The following is a 17,339-nucleotide window of genomic DNA, read 5'->3' on the forward strand; positions in this document are numbered from 1 at the left end:
GGGTCCTACGATTCTGTGGCGCTAATGCCTGGTACCAAGGTTTGTCGCTCGTGCCGTTGATCGGCGCCGAACGACGCCGATCAACGGGGTGGTGCTCACGTGCCGGCCGGTTGCGTCGTGCGCATCAACGCTTCGATGCCCGCGCTCGACGCCTGGATGGCCGCGCGGAGGTGATAGAAATTCAACGCCCGCAGGCCGCCTAATTCTTCGCCGCCGCCGGCCCGGCCGGGGCCGCCGTGCAGCGACATCGGCATCACGTTGCCGTGTCCCGTCTGGCTCTGCTGCACGGAGGGCGAAACGGCATGCACCCGTCCGTGCGAATCGGCGAGTTCGAGTGCGACGCGCGCCAGATGCGCATCGTCGTTGGCATAGATCGAGGCGACGAGCGACCCCGCGCCACGGCGCGCGAGGGCAATGGCGTGAGCTTCGGGCAATCCAGCCGCGTGCGTGGCAAGGCGATACGGCGCGACCGTGGCGACAGGGCCGAACACTTCGACCTCATGCAACAGCGTGGCCCGCTCGGGATCGTTGACGACGAACAGGTGAGGCGCCATGCACGCTGCTATCGCAGGGTCTGCGTCGACCAACTGCGTGCCCGAGCCGTCGTAGGCGAGCACCGCTTCTTCGCGCAGCGCGGCGATGCCCGCGAGGACGTTCTCGTACTGCTCGCGGCTCACCAGTGACCCCATGCGCACGTTCTCGTTACGCGGGTTGCCAACAGTCACTTTAGCAAGCCTGGCTTTGAGCGCTTCGACAACCGCATCGAGCACCGTGTCTGGGACGAAGACACGGCGTATGGCTGTGCATTTCTGCCCGGACTTGACGGTCATTTCACGCACGACTTCCTTGATGAACAGTTCGAAGGCAGGCGTTTGTGGCGTCGCATCGGTGCAAAGAATCGCGCTGTTCAGGCTGTCCGCCTCGACGTTCAGACGCGCGCCGTGCTGCACGAAAGCGGCATGCGCGCGCAGCGTTGCAGCGGTGGCGGCCGAGCCGGTGAACGACACCACATCGAAAGCCTGCACCTGGTCGAGCAGGCCGGCGGAACTGCCGCATATCACGGACAACGCGCCCGCCGGCAGAATGCCCGCGTCGACGACATCGGCGACCATGCGCTGCGTGAGCCACGCGGTGGCGGTAGCGGGCTTGACGATCACCGGCACACCGGAGAGCAGTGCGGGGGCCGCTTTTTCCCACAGCCCCCACGACGGAAAATTGAACGCGTTGATGAAGAGCGCGACACCGCGCGTGGGCGTGAGCACATGCTGCACGCTGAACGACTGGTCTTTGCTGAGCGATGCGCTCTCGCCGTCGCGCAGTGCATGCACATCGCCCAATCCCGCACCTAGCTTCGCGTAGTAAGTCAGCGTGAAAATGCCGCCGTCGATATCGACCGCCGAATCATTGCAGGTCGTGCCGGAATTGGCCGTGGCGATCGCATAGTAGTCGTCGCGCTTGGCCTGCAGCAGCCTGACGATCTCGGCAAGGCGCCCGGCACGTTCGGCATAGGTCAGCGCTCGCAAGGCAGCGCCACCGTGTTCACGGGCGAAACCGAAGACGTGCGGCAGATCGAGCCCTTCGCTCGACACGCGCACCAGCGCTTCGCCTGTCACTGGGTCGGTTAGCGTGATGCCCGCGCCGGTCCCGGCAAGCCATTGTCCGGCCACGTAGTTCTTCAGCAGTTCAGTCATGGCGGCGGGTCTCTGCGAGGGGTTCAGGGGTGAATTCAATCGCGCCTTGCGGCAACAGATAGAGCACGAGCGCCCGCCCATTGGCGACGGTCGGACGATGCGCGCTGCCGGGGCCGTACACGCACCAGCCCGCCGGATGGCCATCGAACGTCGCGCCTTCGGTAAGCGGCATGATCAGATCGATCTCGCCGTGCGGATGGACATGGTGCGGGCCGGCCATATCCTGCATGTCGACCACGTCGACGGAAAAGCCATGCGTGGCCGGCAGCGGCTTGAAGATGCGGCCATAGCGGAGGCCGCCGTCTTCACGGTTGCATAGCCAGCCTTGCGCGACGCCGGTGCGGCAGGCCTGAGCTAGCTCGTGGAAGGTCGTGCCGGCGCCCGGACCGGCCGTGGAGCCATCAGCCGGCCACGTTGCGTTCAGCCACGCCGCCAGAGCGTGGTCGAGTGGCCGGCCCTGGAGTTGAACGGTCACGCCTGCGATCAGACGCTCGAAATCTTCAGGGGATATTGCAGGGGACATGCAAGCCTCCAGCGACGGCGCACACGCACCTTATTTCATGCGCGCGTGCCGTCCGTCTCCGATGCGCCGCCAGAAAAACCGTGCGGCGTTTGTTATTGGATCAATATTTGGCGAAAATTAACGGGTCATGCAGTGCTTGTCAAGCACTATAGTACATGTATCGTGGTATTGGGAGCGTGAAACATGAATCAGAATTACTCCGCAGCACCAGCATCACCCGCCGACGAGCCCGCCGACGACCGCGCCCGCGAGGAGCGGGGCGAGCGGGAAGAGCGCGATCCGTTCCTGACGGCGATGGGTGAGCGCGTGCGCCTGCTGCGCGCCCGCCGCGGCATGACGCGCAAGACGCTCGCTACCGAAACGGGCCTGTCCGAGCGGCACCTGGCGAATCTGGAATCGGGGGTCGGCAACGCCTCGGTGCTGGTGTTGCGGCAGATCGCGGCGACCCTCAATTGCCCGCTCGCCGAGGTCATCGGCGACGAAACCACCTCATCGGCCGAATGGCTGCTGATCCGCGAGCTGTTGCAGGGGCGCGACCAGGCGGCATTGCAGCGCGCCCGTATCGCGCTCGCCGACATGTTCGCGCAGGCGCCGCGCGATCCGCATCGCAAGGACCGGATCGCCTTGATCGGCCTGCGCGGCGCGGGCAAGTCGACGCTCGGGCGGATGCTCGCGCAGGAGCGCAAGGTGCCGTTCGTCGAGCTCACGCGCGTGATCGAGCAACTGGCCGGCTGTCCGCCGTCGGAGATCCATTCGCTGTATGGGGCGGCCGCCTATCGCCGCTACGAGCACCGGGCGCTGGAGGCGGTGATCCACGAGCATGAGCGTGCGGTGATCGCGTCGCCGGGCGGCCTCGTCTCCGAATCGGGCACCTTTAACGCGCTGCTCGCACACTGCTACACCGTCTGGCTGCAGGCCACGCCGGAAGAGCACATGCGCCGCGTCGTGGCACAAGGCGATCTGCGTCCCATGTCGGGCAACAAGGAGGCGATGGACGACCTCAAGCGCATTCTCGCCGGCCGCAGCGAACTGTATGGCCGCGCGGATATGAGCTTCGACACCAGCGAGAAAACGCTGGCCGACGCCTACCTGCAATTGCGCGACCGCCTGGCTGCGCGGCTGGCGGCGGAAACCGTCGACGACACCCGGGCGGGCTGAGCGTGCGCTGACGTGCGCCCTGATGTGCTCACGTTAGGGCGGGTTGACTAAGGGTTTGTACGTAAACATGCATTAAAGTGCTTTACGTGGGTGTGACAATGCACTATTGTTCAAAACACAGTTAGGCATTGTCCAGGAGACGCCCATGTCCGCAGCGCAAACTCTGATTGCCCCAGTCGACTACCGCACCGATCCCTCGCAGTACAAGCACTGGAAGCTGAGCTTCAACGGTCCCGTTGCGACGCTCGGCATCGATATTGCCGAGGACGGCGGAATCCGCGACGGCTACAAGCTGAAACTGAATTCCTACGACCTTGGCGTCGATATCGAACTGCACGACGCGATCCAGCGCATCCGCTTCGAGCATCCCGAAGTCAGGACGGTGGTCCTGACGAGCCTGAAGGACCGCGTGTTCTGCTCGGGCGCAAATATCTTCATGCTGGGTCTCTCGACGCATGCGTGGAAGGTCAACTTCTGCAAGTTCACCAACGAAACGCGTAACGGTCTGGAAGACTCGTCGCGCCACTCGGGTCTCAAGTTTCTCGCCGCAGTGAACGGCGCGTGCGCGGGCGGCGGTTATGAACTGGCGCTGGCGTGCGATGAGATCTGGCTGGTCGACGACCGTTCTTCGTCGGTGTCGCTGCCTGAGGTGCCGCTGCTTGGTGTCCTGCCGGGCACGGGCGGTCTCACGCGGGTGACCGACAAGCGCCGTGTGCGTCACGACCGGGCGGATATTTTCTGCACGCTGGTCGAAGGGATTCGCGGCGAGCGGGCCAAGGAATGGCGTCTGGTCGACGAGGTGGTGAAGCCCAACCAGTTCGATCAGGCGATTGCGGCCCGTGCACTGGAACTGGCCGCGCAGAGCGACCGTCCTGCCGATGCGAAAGGCGTGGCACTGACGCGCATTGAACGCAGCGAGCGAGAAGACGGACTCGGTTACGCGACGCTCGATATCAGCATCGACCGTGCAAAGCGTATTGCCACCTTTACCGCCAAAGCGCCGCGCGCAACGCAACCCGCCGGCATCGACGCCATTGTCGCGGCAGGCGCAGGCTGGTGGCCGCTGCAATTCGCCCGCGAACTCGACGATGCGATCCTGTCGATGCGCACCAACGAACTCGATATCGGCACGTGGATCTTCAAAACCGAAGGCGATGCCCGCAACGTGCTGGCCGCGGACGCCACGTTGATGCAGCACAGGGACCACTGGTTCGTGCGCGAAACGATCGGCCTGCTGCGCCGCACGCTGGCGCGCATCGATGTCTCGTCGCGTTCCCTGTTCGCGCTGATCGAACCGGGCTCGTGCTTTGCGGGCACTTTCGCCGAACTCGCGTTCGCGGCCGATCGCACCTACATGGCGGCGTTGCCGGGCAATGAGGATGAAGAGCCGGCGCTCACGCTGTCGGAAGTCAACTTCGGCCTGTATCCGCTGGTTACGCATCAATCGCGGCTCGCACGCCGTTTCTATGAGGAGGCGGCGCCCCTCGATGCGGTGCGCGCGAAGATCGGCACGGCCATCAAGCCGGTGGAGGCCGAGCGTCTCGGGCTCGTGACCGCCGCGCCGGACGACATCGACTGGGCCGACGAAATCCGCATCGCGCTGGAAGAGCGCGCGGCGATGTCGCCGGATGCACTGACCGGTCTCGAAGCGAATCTGCGCTTTAACGGTCCTGAGACGATGGAGACGCGCATCTTCGGCCGCCTGACTGCCTGGCAGAACTGGATTTTCAACCGGCCGAACGCGGTGGGCGAGAAAGGTGCGCTCAAGGTGTACGGCAAGGGCAGCAAGGCGCAATTCGACGTCTCGCGGGTTTGACGGCGCGCATTTGCGGCCCGCTGCCTGCACTGCACCTGATACACGCACTGCACATATTGCACCCATTGATTTCAGCGCATCGCTACGCGCCTCTCGAACCCGATACGCCAGTTTCCCGACCAAGGAACCGAACATGTCCACCATCAACTACAGCGAAAAGATCCCGAACAACGTCAACCTCGCCGACGACCGCGCCTTGCAGCGCGCTCTCGAACAGTGGCAGCCGAACTTCCTGTCATGGTGGGGCGATATGGGTCCTGACGGCTCGCACAATTACGACGTCTATCTGCGCACGGCGGTGAGTGTCGACGCCGGCGGCTGGGCGCATTTCGATCACGTGAAGATGCCCGACTACCGTTGGGGCATTTTTCTCACGCCGGGCGAGCAGGACCGCAAGATCCAGTTCGGCGAGCACAAGGGCGAAGCGGCATGGCAGGACGTGCCCGGCGAACATCGTGCGAACCTGCGCCGCATCATCGTCACGCAGGGCGACACGGAGCCGGCCTCGGTGGAGCAGCAGCGTCACCTCGGGCTGACCGCGCCTTCGATGTACGACTTGCGCAACCTGTTTCAGGTGAACGTCGAAGAGGGGCGGCATCTGTGGGCGATGGTGTATCTGCTGCATCGCTACTTTGGCCGCGACGGCCGCGAAGAAGCCGAAGCGCTGCTGGGACGCCGCTCCGGCGACGACGACAATCCGCGCATTCTCGGCGCTTTCAACGAGAAGACGCCGGACTGGCTCGCGTTCTACATGTTCACGTATTTCACGGATCGCGACGGCAAGTTCCAGTTGTCCGCGCTCGCCGAATCGGGCTTCGATCCGCTCGCGCGGACCACGAAGTTCATGCTGACCGAGGAAGCGCATCACATGTTCGTTGGAGAGTCCGGCGTCTCGCGCGTGGTACAGCGCACCGCGCAGGTCATGAACGAACTGAAGACCGACGACGTGAACAGGATTCGCGCCGCCGGCGTAATCGACCTGCCGACGATCCAGCGTTATCTGAACTTCCACTACTCGGTGACGATCGATCTGTTCGGCGCCGATCATTCGTCGAACGCCGCGACGTTCTATAGCTCGGGCCTGAAGGGCCGCTATGAGGAAACCAAACGCGACGACGATCATCAGCTCAACGGGCAGAGCTACAAACTGCTCGACGTGCAGGACGGCAAGCTGGTCGAGCGCGAAGTGCCGATGCTCAACGCCATGAACGAAGTGCTGCGCGACGATTACATCAAGGATTCGGTGGCGGGTGTGAACCGCTGGAACAAGGTGCTGGAGAAGGCAGGCATCGATTTTCGCCTGAGCGTGCCGCATAAGGCGTTCAATCGCCAGATCGGCACGTTCGCCGGCACCCGTGTATCGCCGGATGGCCGTGTGATCAGCGCGGCCGAATGGGCCGCCCATGAAGCGAACTGGCTGCCCAGCGCGGAAGACCGTGCCTATGTGGCCTCGCTGATGGGCCGCGTGACCGAAGCCGGCAAGTTCGCCAACTGGATTGCACCACCGGCGATGGGCGTCAATCGTCAGCCGGTCGATTTCGAATACGTGCGCTTTAACTGATTGATCGGGTAGTGCGGAAACAAGGTAGGAGGTAGGCATGAACGGCCCAGTATCGATCGATATTCTCAGGCAGCACCTGATCGATCCGGAGATCTGCATTCGCTGCAACACCTGCGAAGAAACCTGTCCGGTCGATGCGATCACGCACGACGAAAACAACTACGTCGTGAAGGCAGACCTCTGCAACGGCTGCATGGCCTGCGTGCCGCCATGCCCAACCGGCGCAATCGACAACTGGCGCATGGTGCTCAAGCCCGACGCCTACAGCATCGACGAACAGTTGGGCTGGGACGTGCTGCCGGAGCAGGGCACGATGGCGGCAGCACCGGCGCAAGACCCAGACGCATTGGCGGCGGACGATGCCTCACCGGATGCGCCCGCTGTGGAAGCGGATACGGTACGCGGTTCGACAGTGCCGCCGTGGTCCGCGGCGAAGCCCTATGTGAACCTCTACACGCACAAGGCGCCCACGACCGCGACAGTGGTGGGCAACTACCGGCTCACCGACGCCGCCACCGAAAGCGACATCCATCACATCGTGCTGGACTTCGGCTCGATGCCGTTTCCGGTGCTGGAGGGGCAGTCGATCGGCATTCTGCCGCCGGGCGCCACTGCCGACGGCCGGCTGCATCACGCGCGCCAGTATTCGATCGCAAGCCCGCGCGACGGCGAGCGTCCCGGCTACAACAACGTCTCGCTCACGGTCAAGCGCGTCACCCAGGATCATGACGGCAGCGCCACGACGGGCGTGTGCTCGAACTATCTGTGCGATCTGAAGAAGGGCGACGTGGTCAACGTGATCGGGCCGTTCGGCGGCACGTTTCTGATGCCGAACCATCCGAACTCGCATTTGCTGATGATCTGCACCGGCACGGGTTCGGCGCCGATGCGGGCGATGACCGAGTATCGCCGGCGCCGCCGCCTGAAAGGCGCAACCGGCAAGCTGATGCTGTTTTTCGGCGCACGCACGAAAGAGGAATTGCCGTACTTCGGACCGCTGACCAATCTGCCCAAAGACTTCATCGACACGAATCTGGCCTTCTCGCGCACGCCCGGCCAGCCGAAACGCTACGTGCAGGATGCGATGCGCGAACGCGGGGTGGATGTCGCGCAACTGCTCAAGGACGACAACACGTATATCTACGTCTGCGGTCTCAAGGGCATGGAAGACGGCGTGTTGCAGGCGCTCAAGGAAATCGGCGAACTGCACGGGCTCGATTGGGAAGGCTTGTGGGCACGTCTGAAGCGGGAGGGGCGGCTGCATCTCGAGACGTACTGATACGCGAGCTGGCCTTCGCATCCTGGGAGGCGCGGGCCAGCGCTCTTACTCCTTGCCTTCCCGCCGCTTCGGCGATACCGCACCGCATGCGCGAATCACCAGTTGCACCACTTCCTCAGTGGACGCGTCGAACGCCTTCTGGCTGAGCGCGCGCTTGCCGCCCAGCGCCACAATCTGCGCATCGAAATCCGCGTAGTGCTGCGTGGCGGCCCAGATCATATACATCAACGTCTGCGCACTGACCGGGGCCAGCAGGCCGCGCGCAATCCAGTCGTCGATCACCGTGACGCGGCTCTCGAGCCAGGGCTTGACGCGCTGCGTCAGGATGTCCTGCATATGCTCCGCGCCGTGGATGATCTCGTTGGCCCACACCTTCGAACCAAGCGGGCGCCGCCGCGACAGCTCCATCTTCGCACGCACATAGCCGCTGATGGCTTCCACCGGATCGTCGCTGGCCTCGAAGGTGTCGGCCGCGCGGTGCCAGTCTTCGAACAGGTCTTCGAGCACCCGGCGGTATAGCGCGAGCTTGGTCGGGAAGTAGTAGTGCAGGTTGGCTTTCGGCAAGCCTGCACGTTCGGCGATCATCGCCGTGCTGGCGCCCTCCAGCCCGCGCTCGGCAAATACGGCTTCCGCGCACGCCAGCAGATGGGCCTCGTTCGATTCGCGGATGTGCGCCTTGCGCCGCCGCAAAGGGGCTGGGGTCTCATCGTTTTCAGCCATGTCGGCTGCCACTTCGTCGTGTTTCATTGTTGGCCTCGCGCGGCGCGCATGCCGCGTCGCGCTTCATTCTAGTCGTTTAGGTGCGCATTGAGCTAGCTGGGGCGCGCCGGTTCGCGATGCGCAAAGAGCGCATGCTGCGTCGCAATGGCACGCTTCTCGCTCTGTATTCGTCCATACGAAAAGCATTGATTTGGCGGTGTTAATCGTCTACAACCTGTCCAACTGGACAGGATTGGGAGAGCGGCCCGTGCCCCGGGGTTTGCCCCGGGTGTGTGCTTCACGGGAAACGGCAATGCATGCACCGCGGCCGTGCGGCGACGCCCCAAAATCCGCCGTAGATGCACCAGTTGGCAGTCGTTGGCATGGTCGGTTCACTGAAAGGAGCGAGACGAATGAACGCGGTATCCGAGGCGTTAAAGCATGCTGAACCCGCTACGTCGATCAAGGTTGACGGCAAGCGTCTGTGGGACAGCCTGATGACGATGGCGAAGATCGGCGCAACGCCGAAGGGCGGCGTCTGCCGCCTGGCGCTGACCGATCTCGACAAGGAGGGGCGTGACCTGATCGTGAGCTGGGCGAAACAGGCGGGCTGCACGGTCACGGTCGATCAGATGGGCAATGTCTTCATGCGCCGCGCCGGGCGCAATCCGGACGCGCTGCCGGTGATGACCGGCTCGCACGCCGATTCGCAACCCACCGGCGGCCGCTTCGACGGCATCTATGGTGTGCTGGGCGGGCTCGAAGTAATTCGCAGTCTGAACGATCACGGCATCGAGACCGAGCATCCGGTGGAGGTGGTGATCTGGACCAACGAGGAAGGCTCGCGCTTTGCCCCGGCGATGGTGGCCTCGGGCGTGTTCGCCGGCGTGTTTACGCTCGAGTACGGGCTGTCACGCAAGGACGTGGACGGCAAGACGATCGGCGAGGAGCTCAAGCGCATCGGCTATGCCGGCGACCAGCCGTGCGGCGGCCGGCCCGTGCATGCGGCGTTCGAATTGCACATCGAACAGGGACCGATTCTCGAAGCGGAACACAAGACTATCGGTGTCGTCACCGATGCCCAGGGGCAGCGCTGGTACGAAATCACCTTCACCGGCCAGGAAGCGCATGCCGGCCCGACGCCCATGCCGCGCCGCCGCGATGCGCTGCTGGGCGCGGCGCGCGTGGTCGATCTGGTCAACCGCATCGGCCTCGATCATGCGCCGTTCGGCTGTGCGACGGTGGGCATGCTGCAGGTGTACCCGAACTCGCGCAACGTGATCCCGGGGCGCGTTTTCTTCACCGTGGATTTTCGCCATCCCGACGATGCCGTGCTCGCGAAGATGGACGCCGCGCTGCGCGAAGGCGTCGAGCGGATTGCGAGCGGCATTGGCCTCGAAACCCAGCTCGAACAGATTTTCTACTATGCCCCGGTCAAGTTCGACGCCGACTGCGTGAAGTCTGTGCGCGCCGCTGCGCAGCGCTTCGGCTATCCGCATCGCGACATGGTGTCGGGGGCGGGACACGATGCCTGCTACCTGTCGCAGGTCGCGCCGACTTCGATGGTGTTCGTGCCTTGTGTCGACGGCATCAGCCACAACGAGATCGAAGACGCCACGCTCGAATGGATCGAGGCGGGCGCCAACGTCTTGCTGCATGCGATGGTGGAGCGCGCGTGCGAGCCGGCTTCATGAACGTGCGAGAGGAGATGGGGTGCTGTGCCGGCCACTGATGGGTCTGGATTAGCCGGGTCTGCGTTAGCGCCTTCAGAACAAGCCTGACCGTATCGCCTATAAAACACGTCGTCCCGACCGCGCTTGCAGTGCGGCCGGCGGGCACGGCTACGTCCTCACATTGAAGAAGGAACGTGTATGGCCATCAAGCATACCGGCGACATTGCTGCGCAGCGCCTGTCGCCCGAGCAGCTTTCCTGCGAATTCACGGATATCGCGCCCTTGCTCGATCCGGCCGCCGCAGCGGTGGCGGCGAGCCGCTGTCACTACTGTTACGACGCGCCGTGCATTCAGGCCTGTCCGACGCAGATCGACATTCCCGGTTTTATCCGCAAGATCGGCAACGGCAACCTGAAGGGCGCCGCCGTGGATATTCTCTCGGCGAATCCTTTGGGCGGCATGTGCGCGCGGGTCTGCCCGACCGAGATTCTTTGCGAAGGTGCTTGCGTGCGCAACCATCAGGACGAGAAACCGGTGGCGATCGGCGCGCTGCAGCGTCATGCGACCGACTGGGCGCTGGCGCGTGGTGAGGTGTTGTTCAAGCGTGCGCCCGAGACCGGGAGGCATATCGCCGTGGTCGGCGCGGGTCCGGCGGGTCTCGCCTGCGCGCATCGCCTGGCGCTGGCCGGTCACACCGTGACGATTTACGACGCGCACGACAAGGCCGGCGGGCTGAACGAATACGGCATCGCCGCTTATAAGACAGTGGACGATTTTGCGCAGCGTGAAGTGGCGTGGCTGCTGTCAGTGGGCGGCATCTCAATCAGGACCGGCGTGACGCTCGGCCGCGATCTGAGTCTCGACGCGTTGCGCAAGCAGCATGACGCGGTGTTTCTCGCCATCGGCCTCACTGGCGTGCGTGAACTGGCGCTGGAAGGCGAGGCGCTTGCCGGCGTGCTCAATGCAGTGGATTTCATCGAGCAGGTGCGCCAGGCGGGCGATCTCGCCACGGTGCCGGTGGGGCGCCGTGTGGTGGTGATCGGCGGCGGCAATACAGCGGTGGATGCCGCCGTGCAAAGCCGCAAGCTTGGCGCGACGACGGTGACGATGGTCTACCGGCGCGGCGTCGAGACGATGAGCGCGACCTGGGCCGAGCGCGAATTCGCGCAGAGCCAGGGCGTGACGCTCATCACGCATGCGAAGCCGGTGCGGCTGCTGGGCAGCGACGGCGCGGTGACGGGCGTCGAGTTCGAGCGCGCCTCTGCCGCGGGTGTGGAGCGCTTCGCTGTCGAGGCGGACATGGTGCTGAAGGCCATCGGCCAGACGCTGGTGGCGCTGGGTGTGGAGCGCGATCTGCTGACGCTCGACGGCAGCCGGATTGCCGTCGATGCGAATGGGCAGACCTCGTTGCCCGATGTCTGGGCCGGTGGCGACTGCGCGGCGACGGGCGGCATCGACCTGACGGTGCAGGCGGTACAGGACGGCAAGCTCGCCGCTGCTGCCATCGACGCGTATTTTGCCCGCACGGCGGTCAAGGCCGCCTAGCGAGCGGCAAAGCCCCGCACCAAGTGACGTAATGAGTGACGCACCAAGCGACACCACGACAAAACAGAGTCCCCAAGGAGCCGAACATGGCCGATCTGCGCTGTACGATTGCCGGCATCACCTCGCCGAACCCTTTCTGGCTCGCCTCCGCGCCGCCGACCGACAAGGCCTATAACGTCAACCGCGCCTTTGAGGCGGGCTGGGGCGGTGTGGTCTGGAAAACGCTCGGCCTCGACCCGCATGTGGTGAACGTCAGCTCGCGCTACGGCGCGGTGCAATGGAACGGCCAGCGCATCGCCGGCCTGAACAATATCGAACTGATTACCGATCGCCCGCTCGACGTCAATCTTCGCGAGATCGCCCAGGTCAAGCGCGACTGGCCGGACCGCGCGCTGATCGTCTCGCTGATGGTGCCGTGCAACGAGCGCGACTGGAAATGGATTCTGCCGCTCGTCGAAGACACCGGCGCCGATGCAGTGGAACTGAACTTCGGCTGCCCGCACGGCATGAGCGAGCGCGGCATGGGTGCGGCGGTGGGCCAGGTGCCGGAATACGTGGAGATGGTCACGCGTTGGGTCAAGGAGGGCACGAAGCTGCCTTGCCTCGTGAAGCTGACGCCGAACATCAGCGATATCCGCATGGGCTCGCGTGCGGCCTATAAGGGCGGCGCGGACGGCGTGTCGCTCATCAACACCATCAACTCGATTGTCGGCGTGGACCTGGACGTGATGGCGCCCATGCCGATCGTCGACGGCAAGGGTACGCACGGCGGATATTGCGGACCGGCGGTCAAGCCGATTGCACTGAACATGGTGGCCGAGATCGCCCGCGATGTCGAAACGCCCAATCTGCCGATCTCCGGCATCGGCGGTATTTCAACGTGGCGCGATGCAGCGGAATTCATCGTGCTGGGCGCGGGCAGCGTGCAGGTCTGCACGGCGGCCATGCATTACGGCTTCCGGATCGTCTCGGACCTCGCCGACGGTTTGTCGAACTGGATGGACGAGAAAGGCGACGCGACGCTCGACGCGATTCGCGCTCGCGCGGTGCCCAACGTCACGGACTGGCAGTACCTGAACCTCAAGTACGACATCAAGGCGCGCATCGACCAGGACAAGTGCATTCAGTGCGGCTTGTGCCATATCGCCTGCGAGGACACCTCGCACCAGGCCATCACGCGAGAAAAAGATGGCGTGCGGCATTTTGAAGTGGTGGACTCCGAGTGTGTCGGGTGCAATTTATGCATGCATGTCTGCCCGGTCGATCAATGCATTACGATGGAACGGGTCGACGCGGGTGAATACGCCAACTGGACCACGCACCCGAACAACCCGGCGCGGGTGCAGGCAGGCGAACCGCAGGCAGAACAAACCGCGGCGCAACACGCCCAAGCCCACGCCGCCGCGAAAGCGGCCTGAAATGTGGCCCGAAAAACGGCCCGAGAATGGCCCGAAAACGGCCCGGGTGGCCTGAGCGGCGAAGCAGGATTGCAGCACACGATGCGCTTGTGACGATGTGAGTTTCTATCCGGCCCGACGCCCCCGCAAACACGCATAGAGGGGCGCGGGCCACAACGACGAACCGGAGATTGTTCAATGAAATCGACAGCGCAAGGCGCCGAGCCGCAGCTAGCGGCCGGCGTGCAGGGCAGCAGTCTTTATAACGACGACCTGGCGCCGACCGGCGTCGCGCAGCGCACCTGGAAGTGGTATCACTTCGCGGCGCTGTGGGTGGGGATGGTGATGAATATCGCTTCGTACATGCTCGCGGCCGGCTTGACCGAGCAGGGCATGTCGCCGTGGCAGGCGGTGCTCACGGTGCTGCTCGGCAACCTGATCGTACTGGTGCCGATGCTGCTGATCGGCCATGCCGGGGCAAAACACGGCATTCCGTATGCGGTGCTGGTGCGCTCCTCGTTCGGCACCCAGGGCGCGAAACTGCCGGCCATGTTGCGCGCGATCGTGGCCTGCGGCTGGTACGGCATCCAGACGTGGCTTGGCGGCAGTGCGATCTATACGCTGCTCAATATCCTCACCGGCAATGCATTGCATGGCGAGGCGCTGCCGTTTCTCGACATCTCGCTCGCACAGCTGGCGTGCTTCCTCGTGTTCTGGGCCTTGCAGATCTACTTCATCGTGCACGGCACCGACTCGATCCGCTGGCTCGAAAGCTGGTCCGCGCCGATCAAGGTCGTGATGTGCATTGCGCTGGTCTGGTGGGCGACGTCGAAGGCCGGTGGTCTGGGCTCGATGCTGTCGGCGCCGTCGCAATTCGTGGCGGGCGGCAAGAAAGAAGGACTCTTCTGGGTGACGTTCTGGCCGGGGTTGACCGCGATGGTCGGGTTCTGGGCCACGCTCGCGCTGAACATTCCCGACTTCACGCGCTTTGCCCGCTCGCAGCGCGACCAGGTGATCGGCCAGTCGATCGGCTTGCCGGCGCCCATGGCGCTGCTCTCGGTGATCTCGGTGGTGGTGACGTCGGCCACCGTGGTGATCTACGGCAAGGCGATCTGGGATCCTATCGATCTGACGAGCCGCATGACTGGCATCGGCGTGGGCGTTGCGCTGGTGATCCTCACACTCGATACGATGTGCTGCAATCTTGCCGCCAATCTCGTGGGGCCGGCTTACGACTTTTCGAGCCTGTGGCCGAAGGGCATTAGTTATCGCGTAGGCGGCATGATCACCGCGACGATTGCCATTGTGATGATGCCGTGGAAGATTCTGGCCACGACCCAAGGCTATATTTTCACGTGGCTGGTCGGCTATTCCGCCTTGCTTGGACCGGTGGCCGGTATCCTGATGGTGGACTACTTCCTGATTCGCGGCACGCGGCTCGATTCGCGCGAACTGTTCGATGAGAACGGCGAATACAGCTATACGGGCGGCTGGAATATCGGCGCGGTGGTCGCGCTGCTGGTGGGGGTCTTGCCGAATCTGCCGGGCTTTCTGCATACCGCCTTTCCGGCGGCGTTTCCCAATGTGCCCGCGTTTTTCAACACGCTGTACACGTATGCATGGTTTGTGGGTCTCGCGCTGGCATCCATCGTCTATAGCGCGTGGATGAAACTGAGCAAGGGGCCGAGCGCGCGGGTGGCGAGCGCCTGAGGCCTTGAAAGGTCTGCAAATGCAGTGTGAAGCATGAAGCATTAAGCATGAGACGGGCATGCCTTGCGCAACGCTAGCATGCCCGCCGCGGTAAGCGCAGTAACGAACACGTAGCAGTCAATGAGGAGGCAGCAAGATGACGACTCTGATTCGCGGCGGCACGGTAATCGACGCGGACCGTAGCTGGCGGGCGGACGTATTGTGTGCCGACCCGCAGGACGGCGGTACGATCCTGCAGGTTGGGCCGGAGCTGGAGGCACCGGCGGGCGCGTCGATTGTGGACGCGCATGGACAATACGTGATGCCCGGCGGCATCGACCCGCATACGCATATGGAGTTGCCCTTCATGGGCACCACGGCGAGCGACGACTTCTATACGGGCACGGCGGCGGGCCTCTCGGGCGGCACCACCAGCATCATCGACTTCGTGATCCCAAGCCCGCGCCAGTCGCTGATGGAGGCCTTTCACTCATGGCGTGGTTGGGCCGAAAAGGCCGCCGCCGACTACGGCTTTCATGTCGCGGTGACGTGGTGGGACGAATCGGTGCATCGCGACATGGGCACGCTCGTGCATGAACATGGGGTGTCGAGCTTCAAGCACTTCATGGCCTACAAGAACGCCATCATGGCGGACGACGAAGTGCTGGTGAACAGCTTCGCGCGTTCGCTCGAACTGGGGGCGCTGCCCACCGTGCATGCGGAGAACGGCGAACTGGTGTTCCAGTTGCAGCGGCAATTGCTGGCGAAAGGCATTACCGGACCGGAAGCGCATCCGCTCTCGCGGCCGCCCGAAGTGGAGGGCGAAGCGGCCAATCGGGCGATCCGCATTGCGCAGGTGCTCGGTGTGCCGGTGTATATCGTGCACGTGTCGTCGAAAGACGCGGTCGATGCGATTGCGCGCGCGCGTAGCCAGGGCTTGCGCGTGTTCGGCGAAGTGCTGCCGGGGCATCTCGTGATCGATGAGGCTGTCTACCGCGATCCGGACTGGACGCGTGCCGCCGCGCATGTGATGAGTCCGCCGTTCCGTTCCAGCGAGCATCGCGAGGCGCTCTGGAGCGGACTGCAAGCGGGGCAGTTACACACGACCGCAACCGATCACTGCGTGTTCTGCGCGTCGCAGAAGGCGATGGGCCGCGAGGACTTCACAAAGATTCCGAACGGCTGCGGCGGGGTTGAAGACCGCATGTCGGTGCTGTGGCATCACGGCGTGAACGCCGGGCGTCTCACGCCGAACGAGTTTGTGCGGATCACGTCAGCCAATGCGGCGCAAATCTTTAACCTGTATCCGCGCAAAGGCGCCGTGCAGGTTGGAGCGGACGCCGACCTGGTGGTGTGGGACCCGGCAGCCACCAAAACCATTTCGGTCAAGACCCATCACCAGAAGGTGGATTTCAACGTGTTCGAAGGCATGACGGTGCAGGGCGTGGCCACGCATACGCTCACGCGCGGCGCGCTGGCGTGGAGCGATGGCGATCTGCGGGCGGTGCGCGGCGCGGGCCAATATCTGAAGCGTCCGCCCAACGCCGCTTACTTCGACGCGATCCGGGTGGCCAACAAGCTCAAGGAGCCGCATGCGGTAGAGCGCTAACCGTTAGGGCGCGCGCGGACGGTGTTCGGGTACCGCTGCGCGCTCGCTGCGTTTCGTTCGTTAAAGCTTGGACGGGCTCGCGTGCTCGTCCTGCGCGCTCGCGGGCGCACCCGGCACCACCGGCTTGCCTTGAGTCCAGTTGATGAAGCCGTTCAGCATCGGGTGAAACAGCGGGTCATCAAGGCCCGCCATGTTGACTGCGCTGGTATCGATCAGCAAAACGGTCTTTCCGGTGCTCGCGTCAACCGCCTTCATGGTGCCTTCGAACACATAACCGCCCTTGAAGATGGCATTCGGCTCGACGATCAGGAACGGGCCGATTTCCTTGCTTAGGTTATTCAGTCCAACCAGATCGGAAACGTTCGGCACCTTGCTGCCGAGGTTGCGCTCGATCACCAGCGCCTCAAGGTCATCCTTCGTCATGACCTTCTTGAAGGTGTGCATATCCTTGAATGCCGCAACGAAGAAATCCACGAAACGCGGGTTCGGCGTTTCGGCATTGATCTTCAGATACAGCATTTGCGTATAGGCGGGATCGAACTTGTCGACGACCTTGACGTCTTCCGGCTTGAGCGTGGAGTGCGTCGCGTACAGGCCGGTGGTGGGGTCCGGCTGATCGACGTGAAGGGTGGCGTTGCAACCGGCGAGCAGGGCGACAAACGTGACGGCAGTAGCGAGACGAAGCATGGCTTCCTTTGT

Annotated in this window: 12 protein-coding genes and 1 pseudogene; 9 read left to right on the forward strand and 4 right to left on the reverse strand. The window is 63.8% G+C overall.

Annotated features, from left to right (window positions below; all coding sequences use genetic code 11):
• Positions 1-95: 95 nt before the first annotated feature.
• Together FFS45_RS21440 and FFS45_RS21445 are read right to left on the reverse strand one after the other, a co-directional pair.
• Positions 96-1,691, reverse strand: coding sequence for a 3,4-dehydroadipyl-CoA semialdehyde dehydrogenase (locus FFS45_RS21440; protein ID WP_137956633.1), 1,596 nt, complete (start codon positions 1,689-1,691; stop codon positions 96-98).
• Positions 1,684-2,202 (reverse strand): DUF4863 family protein, encoded by a 519-nt coding sequence (locus FFS45_RS21445; RefSeq protein WP_137956673.1) that lies wholly within the window; start codon positions 2,200-2,202, stop codon positions 1,684-1,686. The genes FFS45_RS21440 and FFS45_RS21445 overlap by 8 nt, the downstream gene beginning before the upstream one ends.
• Positions 2,203-2,397: 195 nt before the next feature.
• On the opposite strand from FFS45_RS21445, the gene FFS45_RS21450 reads away from it, so the two are divergent.
• The 4 genes from FFS45_RS21450 to boxA all read left to right on the forward strand — a co-directional run bounded on the left by FFS45_RS21450 (position 2,398) and on the right by boxA (position 8,028).
• The gene (locus FFS45_RS21450) at positions 2,398-3,372 is read left to right on the forward strand and encodes a helix-turn-helix transcriptional regulator (RefSeq protein WP_137956634.1); all 975 of its coding nucleotides are present in this window, start codon (positions 2,398-2,400) and stop codon (positions 3,370-3,372) included.
• 145 nt (positions 3,373-3,517) lie between these two features.
• Positions 3,518-5,188 carry a 2,3-epoxybenzoyl-CoA dihydrolase gene (boxC, locus tag FFS45_RS21455; protein ID WP_137956635.1) on the forward strand — a complete coding sequence of 557 codons (1,671 nt, stop codon included), beginning with the start codon at positions 3,518-3,520 and terminating at the stop codon, positions 5,186-5,188.
• 133 nt (positions 5,189-5,321) lie between these two features.
• Complete coding sequence (gene boxB / locus FFS45_RS21460; RefSeq protein WP_137956636.1) at positions 5,322-6,749, forward strand: benzoyl-CoA 2,3-epoxidase subunit BoxB; 1,428 nt, start codon at positions 5,322-5,324, stop codon at positions 6,747-6,749.
• A gap of 37 nt (positions 6,750-6,786) precedes the next feature.
• Complete coding sequence (gene boxA / locus FFS45_RS21465) at positions 6,787-8,028, forward strand: benzoyl-CoA 2,3-epoxidase subunit BoxA (RefSeq protein WP_137956637.1); 1,242 nt, start codon at positions 6,787-6,789, stop codon at positions 8,026-8,028.
• A gap of 45 nt (positions 8,029-8,073) precedes the next feature.
• Here the strand turns inward: boxA and FFS45_RS21470 are convergent.
• Positions 8,074-8,815, reverse strand: a pseudogene (locus FFS45_RS21470) (TetR/AcrR family transcriptional regulator).
• Positions 8,816-9,140: 325 nt separating this feature from the next.
• Here FFS45_RS21470 and FFS45_RS21475 point away from each other — a divergent pair.
• From FFS45_RS21475 to hydA, 5 genes are all read left to right on the forward strand, one after another.
• On the forward strand, positions 9,141-10,421 hold the full coding sequence (locus FFS45_RS21475) for a Zn-dependent hydrolase (RefSeq protein WP_137956639.1): 1,281 nt from the start codon (positions 9,141-9,143) through the stop codon (positions 10,419-10,421).
• 177 nt (positions 10,422-10,598) lie between these two features.
• Complete coding sequence (locus FFS45_RS21480) at positions 10,599-11,945, forward strand: NAD(P)-dependent oxidoreductase (RefSeq protein WP_137956640.1); 1,347 nt, start codon at positions 10,599-10,601, stop codon at positions 11,943-11,945.
• Positions 11,946-12,031: 86 nt separating this feature from the next.
• The gene (gene preA, locus FFS45_RS21485) at positions 12,032-13,363 is read left to right on the forward strand and encodes an NAD-dependent dihydropyrimidine dehydrogenase subunit PreA (protein WP_137956641.1); all 1,332 of its coding nucleotides are present in this window, start codon (positions 12,032-12,034) and stop codon (positions 13,361-13,363) included.
• A gap of 177 nt (positions 13,364-13,540) precedes the next feature.
• Entirely contained in the window at positions 13,541-15,052 is a 1,512-nt protein-coding gene (locus FFS45_RS21490; protein ID WP_137956642.1) for an NCS1 family nucleobase:cation symporter-1, read from the forward strand.
• A 136-nt stretch (positions 15,053-15,188) separates the two neighbouring features.
• Positions 15,189-16,640: a dihydropyrimidinase gene (gene hydA, locus FFS45_RS21495; RefSeq protein WP_137956643.1), complete on the forward strand. Its 1,452-nt coding sequence runs from the start codon at positions 15,189-15,191 to the stop codon at positions 16,638-16,640.
• A gap of 60 nt (positions 16,641-16,700) precedes the next feature.
• Here the strand turns inward: hydA and FFS45_RS21500 are convergent, their stop codons facing one another.
• On the reverse strand, positions 16,701-17,327 hold the full coding sequence (locus FFS45_RS21500) for a hypothetical protein (RefSeq protein ID WP_137956644.1): 627 nt from the start codon (positions 17,325-17,327) through the stop codon (positions 16,701-16,703).
• Positions 17,328-17,339: the final 12 nt, after the last annotated feature.

It is taken from the genome of Burkholderia sp. 4M9327F10, assembly GCF_005503145.1.
Taxonomy (GTDB): domain Bacteria; phylum Pseudomonadota; class Gammaproteobacteria; order Burkholderiales; family Burkholderiaceae; genus Paraburkholderia.

What these genes read in the sequence shown, in the direction of transcription:
- FFS45_RS21440 (WP_137956633.1), bottom strand. Translation starts at nt 1,691, where the DNA reads ATGACTGAACTGCTGAAGAACTACGTGGCCGGACAATGGCTTGCCGGG.
- FFS45_RS21475 (WP_137956639.1), top strand. Translation starts at nt 9,141, where the DNA reads ATGAACGCGGTATCCGAGGCGTTAAAGCATGCTGAACCCGCTACGTCG.
- preA (WP_137956641.1), top strand. Translation starts at nt 12,032, where the DNA reads ATGGCCGATCTGCGCTGTACGATTGCCGGCATCACCTCGCCGAACCCT.
- hydA (WP_137956643.1), top strand. Translation starts at nt 15,189, where the DNA reads ATGACGACTCTGATTCGCGGCGGCACGGTAATCGACGCGGACCGTAGC.
- FFS45_RS21450 (WP_137956634.1), top strand. Translation starts at nt 2,398, where the DNA reads ATGAATCAGAATTACTCCGCAGCACCAGCATCACCCGCCGACGAGCCC.
- FFS45_RS21500 (WP_137956644.1), bottom strand. Translation starts at nt 17,327, where the DNA reads ATGCTTCGTCTCGCTACTGCCGTCACGTTTGTCGCCCTGCTCGCCGGT.
- boxC (WP_137956635.1), top strand. Translation starts at nt 3,518, where the DNA reads ATGTCCGCAGCGCAAACTCTGATTGCCCCAGTCGACTACCGCACCGAT.
- FFS45_RS21480 (WP_137956640.1), top strand. Translation starts at nt 10,599, where the DNA reads ATGGCCATCAAGCATACCGGCGACATTGCTGCGCAGCGCCTGTCGCCC.
- boxA (WP_137956637.1), top strand. Translation starts at nt 6,787, where the DNA reads ATGAACGGCCCAGTATCGATCGATATTCTCAGGCAGCACCTGATCGAT.
- boxB (WP_137956636.1), top strand. Translation starts at nt 5,322, where the DNA reads ATGTCCACCATCAACTACAGCGAAAAGATCCCGAACAACGTCAACCTC.
- FFS45_RS21490 (WP_137956642.1), top strand. Translation starts at nt 13,541, where the DNA reads ATGAAATCGACAGCGCAAGGCGCCGAGCCGCAGCTAGCGGCCGGCGTG.